Raw genomic sequence first — 18,606 nt, 5'->3', positions numbered from 1 at the left:
AGGCAGCACCTTCGCGGAGTGCTGCGGGCGAGAAATCAGGTTGCTGCACGGGGTTCTCCTGCCCTGACCCGCGCCGGCAGACCGAGTTCCAGGGCAATGCGATCATAATAGCCGGCCACCACAGCATGGTAACGCGCATCATCAAGCAGGAAGGCATCATGACCATGAGGCGCATCGATTTCAGCGTAGGTCACGGGGTGGCCGTTCTTGAGCAGGGCACGCACGATTTCCTGTGAACGCTCGGGCGGAAAACGCCAGTCGGTCGTAAACGAAACCAACAGGAAACCAGCCTGGGCCGGCTGCAACGCACGGGCAAGATCCCCGCCCGTGGTTCGGGCTGGATCGAAATAATCCAGCGCGCGCGTAATCAGCAGGTAAGTATTGGCATCGAAATACCGGGAGAATTTTTCGCCCTGGTAGCGCAGGTAGGATTCGACCTCGAATTCGACATCGTAGCCATAGCGATAATCACCATTGCGCTCCTCTGCCGCCCGCTGGTTGCGACCGAACTTGCGCGCCATGTCATCGTCGGACAGGTAGGTGATGTGGCCGATCATGCGGGCCACGGACAGGCCGCGCCCCGGCACGCTGTCGTGCGCGTAATAATGACCACCGTGGAAATCCGGATCGGTGATGATGGCCCGCCGGGCCACTTCGTTGAAGCCAATGTTCTGCGCCGACAATCGCGGCGTACTGGCAATCACGATGCAATGCCGCACCCGCTCCGGGCAGGTCACGGCCCAGCTCAGGGCCTGCATGCCCCCCAGCGAACCGCCCATCACGGCGGCAAACTGCTGGATGCCGAAATAGTCGGCAACGCGGGCCTGGGCATGTACCCAGTCCTCGACGGTCAGGACGGGAAAATCGGCTCCCCAGGGACGACCCGTAGCCGGATTGATGCTGGTCGGCCCGGTGGAACCGAAGCAGGATCCCAGGTTATTGACGCCAATGACAAAAAATCGGTCCGTATCCAGCGGCTTGCCGGGCCCGACCATGTTGTCCCACCAGCCGATATCCTTGGGATCATCGACGGCAATCCCCGCCACGTGGTGGGAGGCATTCAGGGCATGGCAGACCAGAACGGCGTTGGTGCGGGCCTCGTTGAGCTGGCCGTAGGTCTCGACCACCAGTTCATAGGCAGGCAGAACCTGCCCGCTGGCAAGCCGCAACGGCTCGTCAAAAGCGATACGTTCGGGGGTCACGACACCGGCAGAACCGATGGCAGGTGCAGCAGGGACGCGGCAGGTATCAACGAGTGAAGTCGTCGCTCCATGATCGGGGAGCAGTGCAGGTGTGGTCATACGGACCTCTTTAGCTGGATTTATGGGGCGCCCGCAAGCGGATCAGGCAAATCGGCGCCGGAATGTGGCAAATATTCTAGCATCAGCACACGCCGCCAGGCCAATGCCCTTGCTGCCCGCCGGCCATTGCAGACCGGATCTGCCCGGCTCCGATGTGCTACAAAAAGCAACTTCCACCCCAGTAAAAATCACACAATGAAACACATATGACATCATCCAGGCGACCACCGATACTGTGAAATTTTCTCTTTCCAGATCAAAGATTCAGTACCTTTCTCATGAATCGATAGCGCCTTCTGTCTGCGGCAATTCTGCAGACGGATATCGGTAACGTGATGAAGCGATATGCATATCATTTTCAAGAATCGATCTGTCAGGTCTCGTTATAGTCTTTCAAAAAATCACAACCGCAGCAGCCCCCTGCTGCCCACTCCAAAAAGAGAGCCCTATCGTGCCCCTGGACATCAAGAAGCCACTTTCCCCTCGTGAACTCGATTGCCTGAACTGGATCGCACAAGGCAAGACAAGCTGGGAAACCTCCCGCATCCTGCAGATGAGCCAGCGCACCGTCGACTACCATATCCAGAGCGCCTGCACAAAACTCAATGCAGCCAACCGCACTGCTGCCGTTGCCTGCGCCATCCGCAGGCGGCTGGTCGAGTAAAATCGAGCGATCAAATGACCGAAGAATACGACTGTGACTGCTGACACCCTACACCGCCGGCTGGAAAGCCTGGACGCCCACCCGGCTCTGCTGACCGGCATCCAGCGCGGTATCGAACGAGAAGGCCTGCGCACCGACGGCATCGGCCAACTGGCCATGACGCCACATGCAACCAGCCTGGGGTCGGCGCTGACGCACCCCCGCATCACCACCGACTATTCGGAAGCCCTGCTCGAACTGATCACCGGCGTCCACGGCAGTACCGACGCCCTGTTCGACGAACTGGGTGCCACGCACCGCTATGTTCAGCAGAACCTGGGCACCGAGCTGCTCTGGGCCCATTCTATGCCCGCCGGCCTGCCGGGTGAGGCACAGATCCCGATTGCCTGGTATGGCACGTCGCACAGCGGCATGCTCAAGCATGTCTATCGTCGGGGGCTGGCTGAACGCTATGGCAAGGTCATGCAGTGCATTGCCGGGCTGCACTACAATTTTTCGCTGCCCGAGACCTTCTGGGACACACTGGGCTACGCTGGCGACACGTCCAAGTCCCGTCGTTCCAGCGCCTACATCGCGCTGATCCGCAATTTCAGCCGCTACAGCTGGCTGCTGATGTATCTCTTCGGTGCCTCACCTGCCGCCTCGAGCTGTTTTCTGGAGGGTCGCCCCCACCACCTGCAGCGCCTGGACCGCGACACCTGGTTCCTGCCGCACGCCACCAGTCTGCGCATGAGCGACCTGGGCTACCAGAACGAAGCCCAGTCCAGGCTCAAGCCCTGCTACAACGATCTCGACACCTTCATTGCCCGCCTGCGCGAAGCAGTGACCGAGCCCTGGCCGGCCTACGAGGCCATCGGTACGCATCGCGATGGCGAATGGATACAGCTCAACACGTACATCCTGCAGATCGAGAACGAATACTACTCGGCCATCCGCCCCAAGCAGACCGCCGCACGCGGCGAGCGTCCGCTCACGGCGCTGTCCGAACGGGGCATCCAGTACATCGAAGTGCGCTGCCTGGATCTTGATCCCTACGAGCCACTGGGTATCGGTGCCACCACCAGCCATTTCCTGGATGCATTCCTGCTGTACTGCGCCCTCCTCGACAGTCCGCATTGCGGCCCCGCGGGCTTCTGCCAGACCAGTGCCGACAACTTCAAGGCAGTGGTCGAGGCCGGTCGCCGCCCCGGCCTGATGCTGGAGCGCAACGGGGAAAGCATTGCACTGACAGACTGGGGGCATCAACTGTTGGATGGCATCCTGCTGTGCGCCCAACGCCTGGACGCAGCCAACGGCGGCACGCATCATGCAAATGCCGTGGCCCAGCAACGCGCCAAGATCGACCGGGTAGACCTGACGCCTTCGGCACGCGTGCTCAATGACTTGCAGCAACGCGGCATTTCGCTGCACCAGCATGCGCTGGAGCTGAGTCACCGACATGCCGATACCCTGCGGGCACAGCCGCTGCCGGCCGGACTCGACGCCCAATACCGGGCCATGGCACTGACATCGCTGGATGCACAGGTTGAACTGGAACGCGCCGATACCGGGACATTCGACGAATACGTCGCGCGCTACGAACGGGCACTGCCGGGTGCCACCACCTCGGCCAGTTGACGCACATACAGCGGCAGGATCGACAGGTCACGGGCACACAGCACCAGTGACCTGTCGGCCCAGGCATCGACCAGCCGCACGCAACGGATCCCGGCGGTACGGCGACAACGCTGTGCCACTGCCTTCGGCACGATGCCGACGCCAATGCCCTGCCCTACCATGCGGCACACCATATCCAGACTGCCGACTCGCAGCCGGAAGCGCAACGCGCCCCCCAGCATGCGTGCCTGACGGACGATATGGCGCTGCAATGCGCTCTCTCCCGCCAGCCCGACGAACTCCGCTGCCATCACCTCATGCAGTGACACGGATGTCCGTGCAGCCCAGTCATGCCCCGCAGGCACGACCAGTGTCAGCGGATCCGGGGCAATGGGCCAGACCGACAGGCCTGACAGATCGACCAGATCGGACAGGACACCGAGATCACAGGCCTGGCTGCGAACCGCAGCCGCGATCTCATGGCTGGCCCGCTCTTCGAGATCGACGGAAATGCCGGGATGGGTTGCCAGGAATCGACTGAGCATCACAGGCAGATGCTCGCTCAGTGCGGAGGTATTGCACAGCACGCGTACCATCCCCTTGCGACCCTCCCCATACTCACCCAGGTCGTCCGCCAGCAAATCCATCTGGCGGATGACCTCTCGGGCATGATGCAACAAGGCGCGCCCCGCCTCGGTCGGCATCACGCCGCGTCGGCCGCGCAGCAACAGGGCCGCTCCCACGGATGCTTCCATGCCGCGTACGCGCTCGCTGGCGGATGCCAGCGTCATGCAGGCCCGCTGAGCCCCTGCCGTGATGGAGCCGGCCTCGTCGATATGCAGGAACAACCTCAGATCTGTCAGGTCGATGTTCATGAGCATGACCATACCATGCCAACAGCCCTATCAGCCTCAGGTAGAAACTGAGCCTGACTACGTTTTTTACGCATTTTCAGGCAGCGTCCGGCAAGCCAGAATCATGAACATCACATTCCTGCCGGTTGCCTGCCATGTCCATCTCGCCCGATATGCTTTTCATGTTGACACTCGCCGCCGCCATCTTTTTCATGGCGGGGATCGTCAAGGGCGTGGTCGGCCTGGGCCTGCCCACCATCTCCATGGGCCTGCTGGCCCTGGCCATGCCGCCGGCGCAGGCTGCCGCCTTGCTGGTCCTGCCCTCACTGGTCACCAATGTCTGGCAGTTGCGTCCCTGGTCTACAGTACCTCCGTTGCTACGTCGCCTGATGCCGATGCAGATTGCCGTCTGCGCCGGCACGCTGGCAGGTGCCTGGCTGCTGGGTGCGCCTGCCGGCACCTGGGCAGCGCTGGCACTGGGGGCCACATTGGTGATTTATGCCGCCTGGGGACTGGCAGGGCTGCAGCCATCGCTGCCCGCCTCCGCAGAACGCTGGGCTGGACCACTGGTCGGGCTGGTCACGGGCCTCATTACAGCGGCAACAGGCGTCTTCGTCATTCCTGCCGTGCCCTACCTGCAAAGCCTGCGTCTCGGACGCGACGGCCTGATCCAGGCGATGGGCATCTCGTTTACTGTCTCGACACTGGCGCTGGGCCTCGGACTCTACCTGAACGGGCGCTATCCGCTCACCACGCTGGGGCATTCCCTGCTGATGCTGTTGCCGGCGCTGGTCGGCATGTCGGCAGGCCAGCATCTGCGGAGCCTGTTGTCACCTGCCGTGTTCCGGCGCTGTTTCATGCTCAGCCTGATACTGCTGGGGGCCTACATGGTCTGGTCCAATCTCCCGGCAGCCTGAGTTCGATGCGCAGCCCGCCCAGCGGGGAAGCCAGGGCAACGACACTGCCCTGATAGAGTTCGACCATTTCGAAGACAATGTGCAGTCCCAGCCCCGATCCGGGCACGCGTTCATCCAGACGAACACCACGCTGGAAAACTGCCTGGCGATCCTCCTGGCGCAACCCTGGGCCATCGTCATCGACGTGCAGTATCAGCCAGTTTTCCTGCCGATATCCCGACACCCGTACCCGACCCGCAGCCCATTTGCTGGCATTGTCCAGCAGGTTGCCCAGCATTTCGTGCAGATCCTGTTCTTCACCACAAAAGGCGATCAGTTCATCCGGCACCGACACCTCGATATCCAGTTGCCGGTCCGCATGAAGGCGGCGCATGGTTCGCGCCAGCGCCTGCAGCACCGGGGCCAGCGGGGTACGCATGCCGCCCGCCTGCATGGCTGCCGCTACCCGCGCCCGTGCCAGATGCCAGTCGATCTGACGCCGGGCCGCATCGGTCTGCTCGGCCACCAGCCGGGCAAACGGACTGTCCTGTGCATGTGCGGCATTCTCCAGCACCGTCAAGGGTGTCTTGACGGCATGCGCCAGATTGCCGGCCTGCGTGCGAGCCCGCTGGACGATTTCGGCATTGGTTGCCAGCACCCCATTGAACTCATCCACCAGCGGCTGGATCTCGCTGGGAAAACGGCCCTGAATATGCACCACATGGCCGGCTCGGACATCAGCCAGGCGACGACGCAGCATATCCAGTGGGCGCAATCCGCCCAACACCAGGATGACGGCAGCGACCGCCATGCCCAGTGCCAGCATGCCCAGCGCAATGATCATCATGCCCGTGAAGTGTGCCACCGGCCCGGTCAGGTTGCTGCGATCCGAGGCCATGATCAGCCGCCAGCGGATATCTGGCTGCAGGTTCTCGCCGACCTCGACGGTACGGGCCAGCAACCCCAGTGCAGGCAGGGCACCGGAACCTGTCTCGTAGAAAACATCCCCGTCCAGTTCGCCACCCGCATTGTCCGGTGGAGCCGGCAACATCTGATCCCAGGTCGAACGGGAGCGCAGCACGCCGGCCTGCAACGTCGCGCCTTCGGCCGATACCCGATCAATCTGCCAATACAGCCCGGAAAGCGGCTGCTGCAGCCGAGGATCGCTCAATGACATGGACAAGTCGGCGCGGCCGGTCTCGTCAAGCCGGAATGCCGCCGTCAATTGATTGAGGTGTACGGCCAGCTCACCCTGGAACTGTCGGGTTGCATGCTGGGTAAACAGATAGTTCAGCCCCCAGCCGGCAAACGCCACCGACACCAGTATCCAGGCGACCGCACCGGCCAGCAGGCGCCATCGCAGGGACGGGGCACTCTGCACGCCATTGTCCTGCCCCTCCATGGCATCAGGCCGCATCGGCAATCACCAGTCTGTAACCCATGCCGCGCACAGTCTCGATCGTCCCGGCAGGCAGTTTCTTGCGCAAGCGTGCGATGAACACGTCGATGGTGTTGGAGTCCCGGTCGGCATCCTGTGCATAGATATGCTCGCTCAGCGTGGTTCGGGAAATCACTTCGCCGGCATGCTGCATCAGGATGGTCAGCACCTTGTATTCATGGCTGGTCAGCACCAGCGGCTGATCCTCGACCGTGACCCGGGCTGCTGCCGTATCCATCACGATGGCACCACAGCGCCACTGCGCACTGGCATGCCCCCCGACCCGTCGGATCAACGCTCGCAGGCGCGCCAGCAGCTCTTCCATGTGAAATGGCTTGGTGAGGTAGTCGTCCGCCCCCGCATCGATGCCGGCGACTTTTTCATACCAGTTGTCGCGCGCCGTCAGGATCAATACGGGCATGCTGCGCCCCTCGGCCCGCCAGCGCCGCAACACGCTGAGGCCATCCATCACCGGCAGGCCGAGATCCAGTAGAACGGCATCGAACGATTCGACGGTCCCCAGATAATGGGCATCCCCGCCATTGCCTGCCATATCGACGGTATATCCGGCCGCCCGCAGTGCCTGCCCAAGCTGACCGGCCAGGGTCGGCTCATCTTCCACCACCAGGATACGCATGCCTGCCTCCGTCGTCAGTCGCGCCGTCTGCTCTTGGCCTCGACGATCTCGCCGGTACGCGCATCAAGGTCCAGCTTGACCAGCCGCCCACCTTGCTGCAGCACCTTGATCTCGTATTGGAATTCACCATCGTCGTGCTCGAACTCGACCTCCACGACCTGTCCCGGATACTGTTTTTCCACGATATCAAGCACCGTACGCAGGGGCAGCACCTCACCCGCCTCAAGGGCGCGCCGTGCAATCTCGTGATCATCATCGCCTGCCGCCACCGGCCCGGCAACCAGTACCATCAGGCCACAGCACAGCGCGGCCATCACGCCACCGTACGATATTCGCTTTCCGCTTGATCTCATCGATACACCTCCAGCCGGCGTTATACGACAGACTGGATGAATGCAGAATGAATGGACCGCCAACCGGGCTACTTGCCTGCGCTGCGCAACAACCGCTCGTATTCGGCCCGGTTCAGGCGGCGAGCCTCTTCTTCGGCGTAGTCTCGCTCACCGACCTCGTAGGGCCCCTCGTACATGCAGGGACCGGGATTGCGCTGGCACTCGGTGCGCGTGTCAGCGCTGCTGCCACTATGGCTACTGCTGCCACCCAGATCAATCACTGAACAACCGGAAACCAGCACCACCAACGACAAGGCCACCGCACGACGGCCAAAGACTTGAACGGACATGCACCATCCTGAAAAAGAGACGTCAGCCGTTTTTATAGCAGATTCACGATCCGGCTCGGCCCGAATCCCCTGCGCCGATCATCAAGAAAAACAAAGACCCGCTCATGCGCGGCATGCAGCGGGTCTGTGCCCGAGGCGATTGCCTCGGTGATGTTCTGGCGCGACCGACAGGAATCGAACCTGTATCGAGAGCTTCGGAAACTCTAATTCTATCCATTGAACTACGGTCGCGTAGCCGAGCATTGTACCCGGTTTTGGACCGTAGTGGATATCACTCGTCGCCGATCTGACTCTGCAGATAGTTCGCCAGGCCCACCGCGCCGACCAGATCGATCTGGGTCTCGAGCCAGTCGATATGTTCCTCGGTCTCATCCAGCAGTTTCTGCAGCAGGTCACGCGATACGTAGTCCTGCACGGATTCGCAGTGCGCGATGCCTTCCTTGAGCGTGGCCTGGGAAATGGTCTCGAGCGCCAGGTCACAGGACAGGATTTCGGGCACGTCTTCGCCGATGCGCAGCTTGTGCAAGTCCTGCAGGTTGGGCAGGCCATCGAGCACGAAGATCCGCTCGATCAGCTTGTCGGCGTGCTTCATTTCCTCGATGGACTCTTTGTATTCGTGCTTGCCAAGCCGGTCGAAACCCCAGTGGTTGAGCATCCGCGCATGCAGGAAATACTGGTTGATGGCCGTCAGCTCATTCTTGAGCTGCTGGTTCAAGAGTTGAATGACCTTTTTGTCGCCTTGCATGATATCGCTCCTGTGCCGTGTTTGAACGCCACGACGCCTGGCAGCGGCGCGGACCATATACGCAGGCTATCATCCAAACGGGACAGGGTACAGTCGGACTATGCAGGTGATAAACGGCTTTACAAGCCGTAGCGGTAAGCGACGAGAAAACGAGAATGACTCTGCCTTTGCGAAGCACTGCAAAGACAGGTGTGTGCCCATGCGGGCTTGCCGCCGATCAGAGGGCGGGAACAGCCTCCAGGACATGGGAAAAACCCAGCCGATCCTGCAGACGCTCACCACGGGACGAGCCGGATTCGACGACAGGTGCGACCGGCATGGCCGTTGCACAGTCACAACAGCCCCCCGCGCATGCGCAGGCCGAAGCACAGGGCAGGTAGCTTTCGGCCATCTCGGCACAGCAACCGCAGCAGGTGGCAACGCCCAGGTCGGCCTGCAGGTCGGACAGGGTCCGAGCCCCTCGCGCTACACTGGCATTAACCTGCCGTTCGGTCACGGCATTGCAGATACAGATATACATATATCAAAGAAAGGCAAATCTCACTTGTTCTCGTTTATAGCATGATTATGTCGGTCCAGCTATCCCAAATCGTCAAGCCGTGTTATTAAGATGCCGCATGCAAACTGACGTTTATCTCCGCGCCGCGATCACGCCATGAGCCAGCTTTCCGTTTCGCTCCAGCTCGGCCAGCGCCTGTCGCTGACACCGCAGTTGCGGCAGTCCCTGAGACTGCTGCAACTGTCGACGCTTGCGCTGCACGAAGAGGTGGTCCGCCTGGCCGACGAAAACCCCCTGCTGGAACTGGCCGATGCCGGCCCGGCAGCACCGGCCTATGACGATGACATGGTGTTCGAAGAGGCGGCACCGGTCACCCTGCGCGACCACCTGCTCGAACAATTGACGTTCCAGCCAGCCGACGAGCGTCGCAAGGCACTGGTACAGGTCCTTATCGATGCACTGGACGATAGCGGCTGGTTGCCCGACACGCTCGACGATATCCGCACCTGGCTGCCCGATACGCTGGCCATCGAAACGACCGAACTCGAAGCCGCCCTGCACCTGCTGCAGTCCTTCGATCCACCCGGCATCGGTGCGCGTTCGCTGGAAGAATGCCTGGTCCTGCAACTGCAGGCCATGGATACCCATGCCTTCCCCTACGCAGATGACCCGGCCGTGGTGACCTGCGCCCTGAGCATCTGCCAGTCGCATCTTGATCTGGTCGCTGCGCGCAAACTGAACCAGTTGCGCACACTGCTGCCTTTCGACGCCGGCACGATCCAGCATGCCTGCGAACTGATCGCACATTTGTCACCACATCCCGGGCACGACTGGACCCGGCCTGCTGCTGACTATGTCATCCCCGACATTCTGGCCACACGTGATGCCCGCGGCCGCTGGCAGGCAGAACTCAATCCTGCCGCACTGCCCCGCATCAGTCTGAACCAGCAATACGCCAGCCTGCTTCAGGCTCAGGATGCCCGCGAACACAGCGCCATGCACGAGCAGTTGCAACAGGCCCGCTGGCTGCTGCGCAGCCTCGGGCAGCGCTATGACACCCTGCTGAAAATCGGGCAGGCCGTGGTCCGGCGCCAAGCCGGTTTCCTGGATACAGGCCCCACTGCCATGCAGGCCATGACGCTGAAGGATATCGCTCAGGACATCGACATGCACGAGTCCACTGTATCGCGGGCCATCGCCCAGAAATACATGCATACGCCGCACGGACTGGTCGATTTCAAGCAATTCTTCAGTGCCCGGCTGGCAGGCGCGGACGGTACTCAGGACTCCACCTCTGCCACGGCCGTGCAGGCCCTGTTGCGTGAGATCATCGCAGCAGAATCGCCCGACAAGCCCGTCTCCGACAATCAACTGGCCGACCTGCTGTCGGCTCGCGGCGTCGCCATCGCCCGCCGCACCGTTGCCAAATACCGCGAAGCACTGCGGATCCCGCCCGCCTCGGCCCGCAAGAGGCCGCCCACCTGAGGAATCTGCGCATGATCCAGTCTGACCGCCGTACGTTGCATCCCTATCGATACATCATGTTGGCATCTGGCTGGATCTTGCTGGCCATGCCGACCCATCAGGCCCAGGCGGCCGCACCACTGCGCGGCAACCCGCTCGACGGGATCGAAATTCCTGCACCGAACGAACTGGCGAGCCAGCCCCCGCCTGCCGCCACACAGGCACCACCGCCCAGCCAGGAAGGCGTTCAGAACCTGCTGGCGCAGCGCCTGACCATCCGGAACTTTGATGTCAGCGGTGCCCGCACCCTGCCCTTTGCAGAAATTTCCGCGATCCTGGAGCCCCTGGCCGGCCGTACCGTCACGGTGTCCGAACTGGCCAGCGAGGTCAATCGCATTACCGAGCTGTACCAGCAACAGGGTTACCTGCTGTCCTTTGCCATGCTGCAGCAGCAGGACTTTGCCGATGGCCTGGTCAAGGTCACGGTCGTGGAAGGCTACATCGGTGAAGTCCTGATCCAGGGCGAAGACAACCCCGCCGTGGATCGCCTCGATACGCTGGCACAGGCCCTGGTTGACGAAAAACCCCTCACCCGCAGCACACTCGAGCGCACGCTGGGCCTGATGCGTGCCGTCCCCGGCATCCGGATCACCCCCAAGCTGGATATGCCGCGCCGGGCCAGTGGTGCCACCGACCTGGTCCTTGACGTCAGCCATCAGGCATACGCGCTCTCCGGCGGCGTCACCAATCTGGGTGGCAACATGCAGGGGATTGCATCGATCAACCTCAACAGCCTGACGCCACTTGGGGAGCAGACTCGCCTGACAGCCGCCATCCCCACGGCAAGCCGCAGCGTACGCTACTACCAGGGTGAAATCACGGTACCGATCGGGGCCGACGGGCTGGCCCTTGAGGTCAGCGGCTATCACTACAAGGCCGAGCCTGAAGATGCACAGTTGGAAAGCCTGGGATACACGCGAAAAATCTATAACGAGCGGCTCGATGTCGGTCTGACCTATCCGTTGCTGCTCGACAATACCCGCCGCCTCGACCTGCGTGCCGGTTTTTATGGCGTGCAGACACTGGACGACTATACGCATGAGTCCGGACGCCTCTGGCTTGAGGAAAAAAACCGTCTGCGCGTCGCCCGGGTCGAATTGCGCTACCAGGGACAGTCCGCCACCCAATCCCATCATCTGCGCCTGGGGATGAACCAGGGTTTCGATGCCTTTGGCGCAAGCAAATCCCTGACCTCCAGCGCACCCGGTACCTTGGAGCCCCCTGCCCATGATCTCGACTTCAAGCGCTACCACATGTCGGCCGAGCAGAACTGGGTTCTGCCAGCACAGTTCGGACTGACACTGGCCGGTACGGCCCAGTACAGCAACGATATTCTCCCTTCCATCGAACAGATCTCCTTCGGCAGCTGGAACTACGGCCTGGGATACCCACAGGGCGAACTGGCCGGAGACAAGGGCTATGGCATCGCAGCCACCCTGCGCAGGCGCTTTGTGGCCGACCTGGACTACCTGAAGGTCGTCGAACCCTATCTGCGCCTCGATCACGCACGCGCCTGGTACAACGCACCCGCCTGGCGTGTACTGGAGCCACGCCGCCTGGCCTCGGTTGCCCTGGGCATGAAACTGACCGATGACCGCCGCTACCTGCTCGATATCAATATCGCCCAACCCGTGGGGGATCGCCCAATCGGCCGGGATGATCGTCGCCCCCGCTTCAACGCGAACTACTCGCTGTTCTACCAGTAGGCTCGACCGCCAGTACCCTGTGCGGCCTGCAGAGGATTCGCTACGACCCACCGTTACCGATTCAGGTAACGGTTACGCCCCCGTTCCCTCAAACCCACCACAAATCGTAACGCAGATACGATCTTGAAATGGTTTTCAGACGCTGAGACTGACACGACAAAGCAAATTTTTAAAAAATAAAACTCATAAAAAACAAACAACTAAAAAAAATATTATCACCCCTGAAAAGAAATACAGCAGGTCTGGGTAGAACTGGCATCGAATTTGCTTCGATCCCTGCACCCCCCTCATTGACTGCTGCACACCTTTCCAAGGAGACCGTCATGTCGCGCATCGCATCCCCCAGCCTTGCTCCCATTTTCCGTAAAACCCTGGCTGGCAGCCTGCTGCTTGCGGCCTTCGCGCTGGCTGGCTGCGCCAGTTCGGGATCAAGGGACAACAGCAGCCCCACCCCGACCAATCCCGGCACGGGTACGCCGACACCGACACTGCCGGACGGCAATGGTGGCGGTACGCCTCCGGGCAATGGCAACGGTGGTAACAACAACGGTGGCGGCAATCCCGGCGGTGGTACCGATAACGGTGCCACACCCGACTTCGGTGTCGGGTCGCCACAGGCAGGAGCTGTGGAAACCCTGTTGGGCAATACCGGGACTGTTGCAGACAATCTGACAGGGACCGGCCTGGGCGGACCACTCGGCGACCTCGGCAACTCGATCGACCCCCTGATCGAGCCTGTACTGTCCCCGCTGACTCAACTTACGCAACGCATCGGGGCCGAGACCGGCCTGGGAGCCCCGATCAATGATGCTCTCGGCCAGACCGGTAACCTGCTGGGACAGACCGGCCAGGCTCTTGGAACCAGTGGTCTGCCCCTGAACCTCGACAGTGGAGCTGAGGGCTTGCTGACCGGCTTGGGCGATACAGTTGCCAGTCTGGGTGGCCTGCTGCATGCCACGCCGGACCAGGGCATGCCACTGGCCACGACACTGGGTCATGCCACCGGAGCCCTGGATGCACTGGCCAGTGCGCTGGTTGCCGATGGCGGCCTGTTGCAACCCCTGGCGGCTCCCCTGCAAAACATCACTACCACGCTGATGCCTCCAGGCCAGACCATCGCCATCCTGGAGCCAGCCCTGGGCAATACCGGCGCGGCCCTGGACAATCTGGTACCACTCAATCTGGGCAGCGTACTCGGCAACACCGGTGCCGTGCTTGACCAAGCCGCCGTACCTGCCGGCATGGCCGTGGTCGGGCTGACACAGCAAGTCGGTGCCGCCACTGGTCTGGCGCTGCCCGCAGACCAGGTACTCGGTAGCCTGGGCGATGCCCTCGGGACCGTAGGCAGCCAACTCGATCAGGCCCTGCCTGTCGGCGGTGTCGGTCATCTGGTCCAGCAGGTCGGCGCAGGCGTTGCCAGCGCCGGTGGCATCCTGAACCCGGATCACGCACAGGCAGGCAACCCGCTCGGTGCCACGCTCGGACATGTCACCAACGGCGTCGCTGGCTTGACCTCGGGGCTGGCCCAGGGCCTGAGCGATGGTCTGACAGGCGGACTCACGGGCACCAATGCGCAGGAAGGCACGACGGGCGGCCTGGGAGGATTGCTCGGCGGTGGACTGGGCATTCTCAATCGTTGACATCCTCCCCCTCCTGGCTGTATCTGGAAGACCAGCCTGGCGTTGTCCGGGCTGGTCTTTTCAAATGTCGAAACATATTGCAAGGCCTGCAATGTTTTAGTAATCTGACCCGACATTAAATAAAAAAAGATGCACTGTTTCACCACCGACTGTTTCCCGTTGTTCACGTAGCGCCTGCAGCACCCTTTGACCCCCAGAAGGAGAGCAGCATCATGAATACACTCAAACAGTTCTGGCACGATGAGCAAGGTGCCACCGCCATCGAATATGGCCTGATTGCCGGCCTGATCGCTGTCGTGATCATTGCGGCCCTGACCGCCCTGGGCACTGATATCCGGGGCGTATTCGAAGACATCAGCGCAGCCATCACCGGGGAAGGCGACGGCGAGGGATGACATTTTTTGCATCCGTCATTTTCTCAGCCCGGCAGGCGCATTGACCTGACTCCCTGCGCCTGACTCAACCTGCACCGGAGTACCCATGACCAGCAGCCTGGCCTGGTGGGGCGCATTCGTGCTGTTTGCCCTGCTCGTCATCCTGGAAGATCTGCGGCACCGCCGGGTATCCAACCGGCTGCTGCTGTTCGCGCTCGCGTTCCAGAGCCTCTGGCTGCTGGGCAATCGGGCAGGTTGGCTGGCACCTGCCGGCGACGGTGCCTCGGCGCTGTCGGGTGGCTTGGCCATGGCATTGTCGCTGCTGGTGTTCTGGCCACTCTGGCGTGCCCATCTGATGGGTGCGGGTGACATCAAGTTCCTTGCTACGCTGGGATGGCTCACCGGCCTTGAAAACTGGCTGATCATCCTGATGCTGGGGAGCATACCGGGTGCGCTGCATGCGCTGACCCAGGTCATGCTGCTGCGACGCGAGGCAGTATTGCCCGTGCGTTATGCCATCACCCGGCGCGGTATCCCATACGCCGGCTATCTGGCCGCAGCCGCCTTGCTGTGGAGTGCCTGGTGGCATTGGGGACGCATCTCATGACAAGACACGCCTCCCTTCCAGCACAGTACCAGTCGGGCAACTATGCCCTGGAATATGCGCTGGTCTTTCCGCTGTTGTTTCTTGCCATCTACACCATGCTGTCGTTCGGCATGATCTATACCGCCCAGCAAAGCCTCAACATGGCGGCGCAGGAAGGGGCCCGTACCCTGTTGCGCTGGTGGCCGGACAATGAGCCGGATCGTGAGGCAAGTTGCACGGCATGGCGCGGGCTGGCCACCACGCAGACCACAGCCCCCCTCGAATTGCGCGCAGAGCGCGCCAGAAACTGCAGCCTCAGTCACCTGGCCTGGCTGCTGCGCAGCACGGGCCCCGACGGACTGCAGATTCATGTCTGCAACCGCAGCGGCCCCCTGGCCGGCCCAACCTCGCCAAGCTGTGGTGCAGTCCCTCTGGCCGAAAACGAGGTCGAAGTCCTGATCCTTTACCCCTACAGCCGCCACCCGATCGTGCCGGAATTGGGACTGGGACGCCTGTTCGGTATCTCGCTGCTGCCGGACACGCTCGAAAGTCGTGTCCGCATCCTCGCGGAAACGGGGGCAGCCACATGAAACACACACCATCTGGCCTGTTCGCCCAGCGTGGCATTGCCGCCATGGAGTTTGCCCTGGTGCTTGTCCTGATACTGGCGCTGCTGTTTGGCGTCATTGCCTTCGGTTCGATCCTGTGGGTACAGCAGACCCTCGCGTTTGCAGCGGGAGAAGGCGCACGCAGCATCCTGCTGCACTGTGAATACGCTGAGAATGCAGGGCAGGCCGGCCCATGCCCCTCACCTGCCGTCCTGGCACGTGGATGCGAAACCGCCGTCAACGCGGCAGGCTGGTTCTCCAGGGCAGCCATCTGCTCTACGCAAATGGCTGCCATCGAATGTCCTGACGGCTACTCAGCCACCGCCAGCACCACACCAAAGCCGCAACGATTGCGCCTGGATATGGCCTTCGACAGCCGTCGCTGGCCTCCCATACACACTGCAGCACAGGCTGCCGGCATGATCGGTATCGATGATCTGGCTCCGGCCACCCTGCGTGCCCGCAGCACCGTTGTCCTGACCCCGCATGGAGCCTGCCTGCCATCATGAGTCGACTGCACCGAATCCTTGCCGTGATCCTGGTCCTGCTGGCGTTGCTGCTGGGGCTGTGGGCACTACATCTGGCACGCAACCCGGCAACGCCTGCGCCACAACCTGCGCTGGAAAACACGCAGGATGCGCCGGCTCCAGTCCTTTATCCCGTCGTGCTGGCCGCCCGTACCATTGATGCCGGTCAGGTCCTGACAGCGACTGACCTGCGCGTCGAATACTGGCCAACCCGCCCTGTACAGGCTTTCGATGATCCTGCCACACTGATCGGTGCCAGCATGCGCCATCCGCATGCAACCGGAGAGCCCTTGCTGGCCTCCTCCCTGAAACGCGGCCTGGCCCACCACCTGGCACCGGATGAACGCGCCTTGACCATCCCCATCGACGACATTGTCGGTGCCGGCCGGCATATCCTGCCTGGCGATCATGTCGATGTGTTCATCACGCTCAACCGCAGCCACGAGGTCTCGCATACGCAATCCCGCCTGCTGATGCCCCGCTTGCGGGTCCTGGCCTATGGACAGCAGACACTGGAAACCCCCGAACCCGCACCGGCATCCAGCACCACGACAACGGCACGAGGCACTGCCCAGCCGGCAGCCATCCGCTCGGCCATCCTGGCCGTTCCTGTAGGACAGGTCAATGAGCTCCTGTTGGCCACCCGCAACGGCAAACTGCAGCTGGTTCTGAGAGCCCCCGACGACACCGCTCTGCCTGACACGGAGTTATTCGCGCCACGCAATCCGGTACTGAGCGGGCGCAGCAACCTGTCTCCCCAGGAGCGTACAGCCCTGGACAGCCCCAACAACCAGGCCTATGCAGGCGAAAGCCTGCCACAACTGGCCGGCAACCCACAACAGCCTGCTCCGCGCCAGCAGGAGCAAACCCGGCCCACGCCCACATCGACTGCGTCCCGCTCCCTGGAAATCATCCGCGCGGGACAGCGTGAAACCGTACATTACTGAGACAGGAACCCTCCCATGCAGCCTACTCCGGCCCGCCTGATCGCAATCCTGCTAACCTGCCTCGCATCATTGCCATGGCCAGTCGCTGCGCAATCCGCTCTGCCGGATACCACGGCCGTCCGGCCCATGCAGGAAATCCGCCTGCCTGCACGCGGCCAGCAAGCCCTGCCCTTGTCCGGCACACCGGTACGCATCGCCGTCGACAGCCCGGAAATCGCCGATGTACGCATTCTGCCGCCGGCTGGCGACCGCAATGGGGCCGTCATGCTGATTGCAGGCCAACCGGGCACGACACGGCTCCAGGTCTGGCTGCGCGGCCAGGCCCAGCCTGAACAGTGGCGTATCCATGTCGCCAACGAAATCGAACAGGCGCTACCAGCAGGGCCGGAAACTCGGGCACAGGTCGCCATCGCCGGCCAGGGTGCCGTCCTGAGCGGCACCTCGGCATCGTTGCCGGATCACCAGCAGGCATTGGCCGCGACCCAGGGAGCCAGCCAGACGGTCGATGCATCCGTCATCGATGTCGGTGGCATGGTCCAGGTCGAAGTCAAAGTGGTCGAACTCAATAGTTCCGTGATGAAAGAGGTCGGCATTGACTGGTCGGGTGGCCGTGCTGGGGGAAGCTGGTCATTCGCAGGCCGGGTCGGCCAGTCCAACAGTGCCAGCCGGACACTGATGGATGGTTTCAAAGTCATCTTCGGTGGATCAAGGCACTTCCGGGCAGAACTGGATCTGCTGCAGGCCAACAGCCTGGCCCGCGTCCTGGCCGAACCCACCCTGGTCGCCCTGTCGGGCCAGAGTGCCAGCTTCCTGTCCGGCGGCGAAATCCCGATCCCGACCTCGGCCGGCCTCGGTACACAGACGGTCGAATACAAACCGTTCGGTATCGGCCTGACCGTCAGCCCGACCGTCCTGTCCGGCGACCGCATTTTCCTCAAGGTTGCGCCCGAGGCCAGTGAGCTCGACTACACCAACGCCATCCAGCTCTCCAGTGGAGATGACCGCATGCTGCTGCCGGCATTGCGCACACGTCGGGCCGATACCACGATCGAGCTCGGACATGGAGAAAGCTTCATCATCAGCGGGCTGGTCTCTCGCCAGACCATTGCGAATGTCAACAAGCTGCCGTTTCTGGGCGATCTGCCTGTCATCGGCGCCTTTTTCCGAAGCATGCGCTACAACCAGACGGAAATGGAACTGGTCATCGTGGTCACGCCACGCCTGGTGCGACCTATCGCGCGCAATGTCCCCATCCCGCTGCCGGGACAGGATCGCGATCCGCCGGACACCATCGGCAATGCGTGGGGACAGTACCTGCTGGGCGCAGGCAGTTCCCAGGTCATGCCCGGATTCTCACGCTGACAGATACCGTTTATCGAGAG

General features: G+C 62.1%; 20 protein-coding genes, 1 tRNA gene and 1 riboswitch. Of the genes, 12 read left to right on the top strand and 9 right to left on the bottom strand.

Features of this window, described 5'->3' with window-relative positions; genetic code table 11:
• Window positions 1-35: 35 nt before the first annotated feature.
• A complete protein-coding gene (metX, locus tag DD235_RS12860; RefSeq protein ID WP_109062491.1) occupies window positions 36-1,301 on the bottom strand; it encodes a homoserine O-succinyltransferase MetX in 1,266 nt (421 codons plus the stop codon).
• A riboswitch (SAM riboswitch) is annotated at window positions 1,291-1,369 on the bottom strand. Its footprint overlaps the gene before it by 11 nt.
• A 383-nt stretch (window positions 1,370-1,752) precedes the next feature.
• On the opposite strand from metX, the gene DD235_RS16880 reads away from it, so the two are divergent.
• Both DD235_RS16880 and gshA read left to right on the top strand, forming a co-directional pair.
• On the top strand, window positions 1,753-1,965 hold the full coding sequence (locus DD235_RS16880; protein WP_420810466.1) for a helix-turn-helix domain-containing protein: 213 nt from the start codon (window positions 1,753-1,755) through the stop codon (window positions 1,963-1,965).
• 33 nt (window positions 1,966-1,998) lie between these two features.
• Complete coding sequence (gene gshA, locus DD235_RS12850) at window positions 1,999-3,582, top strand: glutamate--cysteine ligase (RefSeq protein ID WP_109062490.1); 1,584 nt, start codon at window positions 1,999-2,001, stop codon at window positions 3,580-3,582.
• On the opposite strand, the gene DD235_RS12845 is transcribed toward gshA, so the two are convergent.
• Window positions 3,540-4,436, bottom strand: a complete 897-nt coding sequence (locus DD235_RS12845) for a LysR family transcriptional regulator (protein WP_109062549.1) — start codon at window positions 4,434-4,436, stop codon at window positions 3,540-3,542. The genes gshA and DD235_RS12845 overlap by 43 nt on opposite strands.
• A 161-nt stretch (window positions 4,437-4,597) precedes the next feature.
• Here DD235_RS12845 and DD235_RS12840 point away from each other — a divergent pair, with 161 nt between their 5' ends.
• Window positions 4,598-5,332, top strand: coding sequence for a sulfite exporter TauE/SafE family protein (locus DD235_RS12840; protein ID WP_239990141.1), 735 nt, complete (start codon window positions 4,598-4,600; stop codon window positions 5,330-5,332).
• Here the strand turns inward: DD235_RS12840 and DD235_RS12835 are convergent.
• The 7 genes from DD235_RS12835 to DD235_RS12805 form a co-directional block, all read right to left on the bottom strand.
• On the bottom strand, window positions 5,277-6,728 hold the full coding sequence (locus DD235_RS12835; protein ID WP_239990140.1) for a sensor histidine kinase: 1,452 nt from the start codon (window positions 6,726-6,728) through the stop codon (window positions 5,277-5,279). The two genes, DD235_RS12840 and DD235_RS12835, sit on opposite strands and share 56 nt — an antisense overlap.
• Window positions 6,718-7,386, bottom strand: a complete 669-nt coding sequence (locus tag DD235_RS12830; protein WP_109062488.1) for a response regulator transcription factor — start codon at window positions 7,384-7,386, stop codon at window positions 6,718-6,720. Before DD235_RS12830 ends, DD235_RS12835 begins: the two co-directional genes overlap by 11 nt.
• Before the next feature lie 14 nt (window positions 7,387-7,400).
• Window positions 7,401-7,700, bottom strand: coding sequence for a PepSY domain-containing protein (locus DD235_RS12825; RefSeq protein ID WP_109062487.1), 300 nt, complete (start codon window positions 7,698-7,700; stop codon window positions 7,401-7,403).
• Between the two features lie 107 nt (window positions 7,701-7,807).
• On the bottom strand, window positions 7,808-8,068 hold the full coding sequence (locus DD235_RS12820) for a hypothetical protein (RefSeq protein WP_162300493.1): 261 nt from the start codon (window positions 8,066-8,068) through the stop codon (window positions 7,808-7,810).
• A 156-nt stretch (window positions 8,069-8,224) separates the two neighbouring features.
• Window positions 8,225-8,299, bottom strand: a tRNA-Arg gene (locus tag DD235_RS12815).
• 40 nt (window positions 8,300-8,339) lie between these two features.
• Window positions 8,340-8,813, bottom strand: coding sequence for a bacterioferritin (bfr, locus tag DD235_RS12810; protein WP_109062486.1), 474 nt, complete (start codon window positions 8,811-8,813; stop codon window positions 8,340-8,342).
• Between the two features lie 217 nt (window positions 8,814-9,030).
• Complete coding sequence (locus tag DD235_RS12805; RefSeq protein WP_109062485.1) at window positions 9,031-9,333, bottom strand: (2Fe-2S)-binding protein; 303 nt, start codon at window positions 9,331-9,333, stop codon at window positions 9,031-9,033.
• Between the two features lie 135 nt (window positions 9,334-9,468).
• Here DD235_RS12805 and rpoN point away from each other — a divergent pair, with 135 nt between their 5' ends.
• The 9 genes from rpoN to DD235_RS12760 all read left to right on the top strand — a co-directional run bounded on the left by rpoN (window position 9,469) and on the right by DD235_RS12760 (window position 18,586).
• Window positions 9,469-10,797 (top strand): RNA polymerase factor sigma-54, encoded by a 1,329-nt coding sequence (gene rpoN / locus DD235_RS12800; RefSeq protein WP_109062484.1) that lies wholly within the window; start codon window positions 9,469-9,471, stop codon window positions 10,795-10,797.
• Between the two features lie 56 nt (window positions 10,798-10,853).
• On the top strand, window positions 10,854-12,542 hold the full coding sequence (locus tag DD235_RS12795) for a ShlB/FhaC/HecB family hemolysin secretion/activation protein (RefSeq protein WP_109062546.1): 1,689 nt from the start codon (window positions 10,854-10,856) through the stop codon (window positions 12,540-12,542).
• A gap of 323 nt (window positions 12,543-12,865) precedes the next feature.
• The gene (locus DD235_RS12790; RefSeq protein ID WP_109062483.1) at window positions 12,866-14,182 is read left to right on the top strand and encodes a collagen-like triple helix repeat-containing protein; all 1,317 of its coding nucleotides are present in this window, start codon (window positions 12,866-12,868) and stop codon (window positions 14,180-14,182) included.
• Window positions 14,183-14,394: 212 nt separating this feature from the next.
• Entirely contained in the window at window positions 14,395-14,577 is a 183-nt protein-coding gene (locus DD235_RS12785; protein ID WP_420810465.1) for a Flp family type IVb pilin, read from the top strand.
• A gap of 85 nt (window positions 14,578-14,662) precedes the next feature.
• Complete coding sequence (locus tag DD235_RS12780) at window positions 14,663-15,163, top strand: prepilin peptidase (protein ID WP_109062481.1); 501 nt, start codon at window positions 14,663-14,665, stop codon at window positions 15,161-15,163.
• Window positions 15,160-15,732 (top strand): TadE/TadG family type IV pilus assembly protein, encoded by a 573-nt coding sequence (locus tag DD235_RS12775; protein ID WP_109062480.1) that lies wholly within the window; start codon window positions 15,160-15,162, stop codon window positions 15,730-15,732. Before DD235_RS12780 ends, DD235_RS12775 begins: the two co-directional genes overlap by 4 nt.
• Complete coding sequence (locus DD235_RS16830) at window positions 15,729-16,259, top strand: TadE/TadG family type IV pilus assembly protein (RefSeq protein WP_162300492.1); 531 nt, start codon at window positions 15,729-15,731, stop codon at window positions 16,257-16,259. Before DD235_RS12775 ends, DD235_RS16830 begins: the two co-directional genes overlap by 4 nt.
• Window positions 16,256-17,224: a Flp pilus assembly protein CpaB gene (gene cpaB, locus DD235_RS12765; protein WP_109062479.1), complete on the top strand. Its 969-nt coding sequence runs from the start codon at window positions 16,256-16,258 to the stop codon at window positions 17,222-17,224. The genes DD235_RS16830 and cpaB overlap by 4 nt, the downstream gene beginning before the upstream one ends.
• 15 nt (window positions 17,225-17,239) lie before the next feature.
• Complete coding sequence (locus DD235_RS12760; protein ID WP_109062478.1) at window positions 17,240-18,586, top strand: type II and III secretion system protein family protein; 1,347 nt, start codon at window positions 17,240-17,242, stop codon at window positions 18,584-18,586.
• The last annotated feature ends 20 nt before the right edge of the window (window positions 18,587-18,606 follow it).

Origin of the sequence: Corticimicrobacter populi, from assembly GCF_003123725.1 — a bacterium.
Lineage (GTDB): Bacteria > Pseudomonadota > Gammaproteobacteria > Burkholderiales > Burkholderiaceae_B > Corticimicrobacter > Corticimicrobacter populi.
Note: the sequence above shows the minus strand (reverse complement) of the source record. Positions and strands in the feature narration are given on the sequence as shown.

Excerpts from the sequence above, each read along its gene's own strand:
- metX (WP_109062491.1), bottom strand. The coding sequence starts at position 1,301 with ATGACCACACCTGCACTGCTCCCCGATCATGGAGCGACGACTTCACTC.
- DD235_RS12845 (WP_109062549.1), bottom strand. The coding sequence starts at position 4,436 with ATGAACATCGACCTGACAGATCTGAGGTTGTTCCTGCATATCGACGAG.
- DD235_RS12840 (WP_239990141.1), top strand. The coding sequence starts at position 4,598 with ATGTTGACACTCGCCGCCGCCATCTTTTTCATGGCGGGGATCGTCAAG.
- DD235_RS12835 (WP_239990140.1), bottom strand. The coding sequence starts at position 6,728 with ATGCGGCCTGATGCCATGGAGGGGCAGGACAATGGCGTGCAGAGTGCC.
- DD235_RS12830 (WP_109062488.1), bottom strand. The coding sequence starts at position 7,386 with ATGCGTATCCTGGTGGTGGAAGATGAGCCGACCCTGGCCGGTCAGCTT.
- DD235_RS12825 (WP_109062487.1), bottom strand. The coding sequence starts at position 7,700 with ATGGCCGCGCTGTGCTGTGGCCTGATGGTACTGGTTGCCGGGCCGGTG.
- DD235_RS12820 (WP_162300493.1), bottom strand. The coding sequence starts at position 8,068 with ATGTCCGTTCAAGTCTTTGGCCGTCGTGCGGTGGCCTTGTCGTTGGTG.
- bfr (WP_109062486.1), bottom strand. The coding sequence starts at position 8,813 with ATGCAAGGCGACAAAAAGGTCATTCAACTCTTGAACCAGCAGCTCAAG.
- DD235_RS12805 (WP_109062485.1), bottom strand. The coding sequence starts at position 9,333 with ATGTATATCTGTATCTGCAATGCCGTGACCGAACGGCAGGTTAATGCC.
- rpoN (WP_109062484.1), top strand. The coding sequence starts at position 9,469 with ATGAGCCAGCTTTCCGTTTCGCTCCAGCTCGGCCAGCGCCTGTCGCTG.
- DD235_RS12795 (WP_109062546.1), top strand. The coding sequence starts at position 10,854 with ATGTTGGCATCTGGCTGGATCTTGCTGGCCATGCCGACCCATCAGGCC.
- DD235_RS12790 (WP_109062483.1), top strand. The coding sequence starts at position 12,866 with ATGTCGCGCATCGCATCCCCCAGCCTTGCTCCCATTTTCCGTAAAACC.
- DD235_RS12785 (WP_420810465.1), top strand. The coding sequence starts at position 14,395 with ATGAATACACTCAAACAGTTCTGGCACGATGAGCAAGGTGCCACCGCC.
- DD235_RS12780 (WP_109062481.1), top strand. The coding sequence starts at position 14,663 with ATGACCAGCAGCCTGGCCTGGTGGGGCGCATTCGTGCTGTTTGCCCTG.
- DD235_RS12775 (WP_109062480.1), top strand. The coding sequence starts at position 15,160 with ATGACAAGACACGCCTCCCTTCCAGCACAGTACCAGTCGGGCAACTAT.
- DD235_RS16830 (WP_162300492.1), top strand. The coding sequence starts at position 15,729 with ATGAAACACACACCATCTGGCCTGTTCGCCCAGCGTGGCATTGCCGCC.
- cpaB (WP_109062479.1), top strand. The coding sequence starts at position 16,256 with ATGAGTCGACTGCACCGAATCCTTGCCGTGATCCTGGTCCTGCTGGCG.
- DD235_RS12760 (WP_109062478.1), top strand. The coding sequence starts at position 17,240 with ATGCAGCCTACTCCGGCCCGCCTGATCGCAATCCTGCTAACCTGCCTC.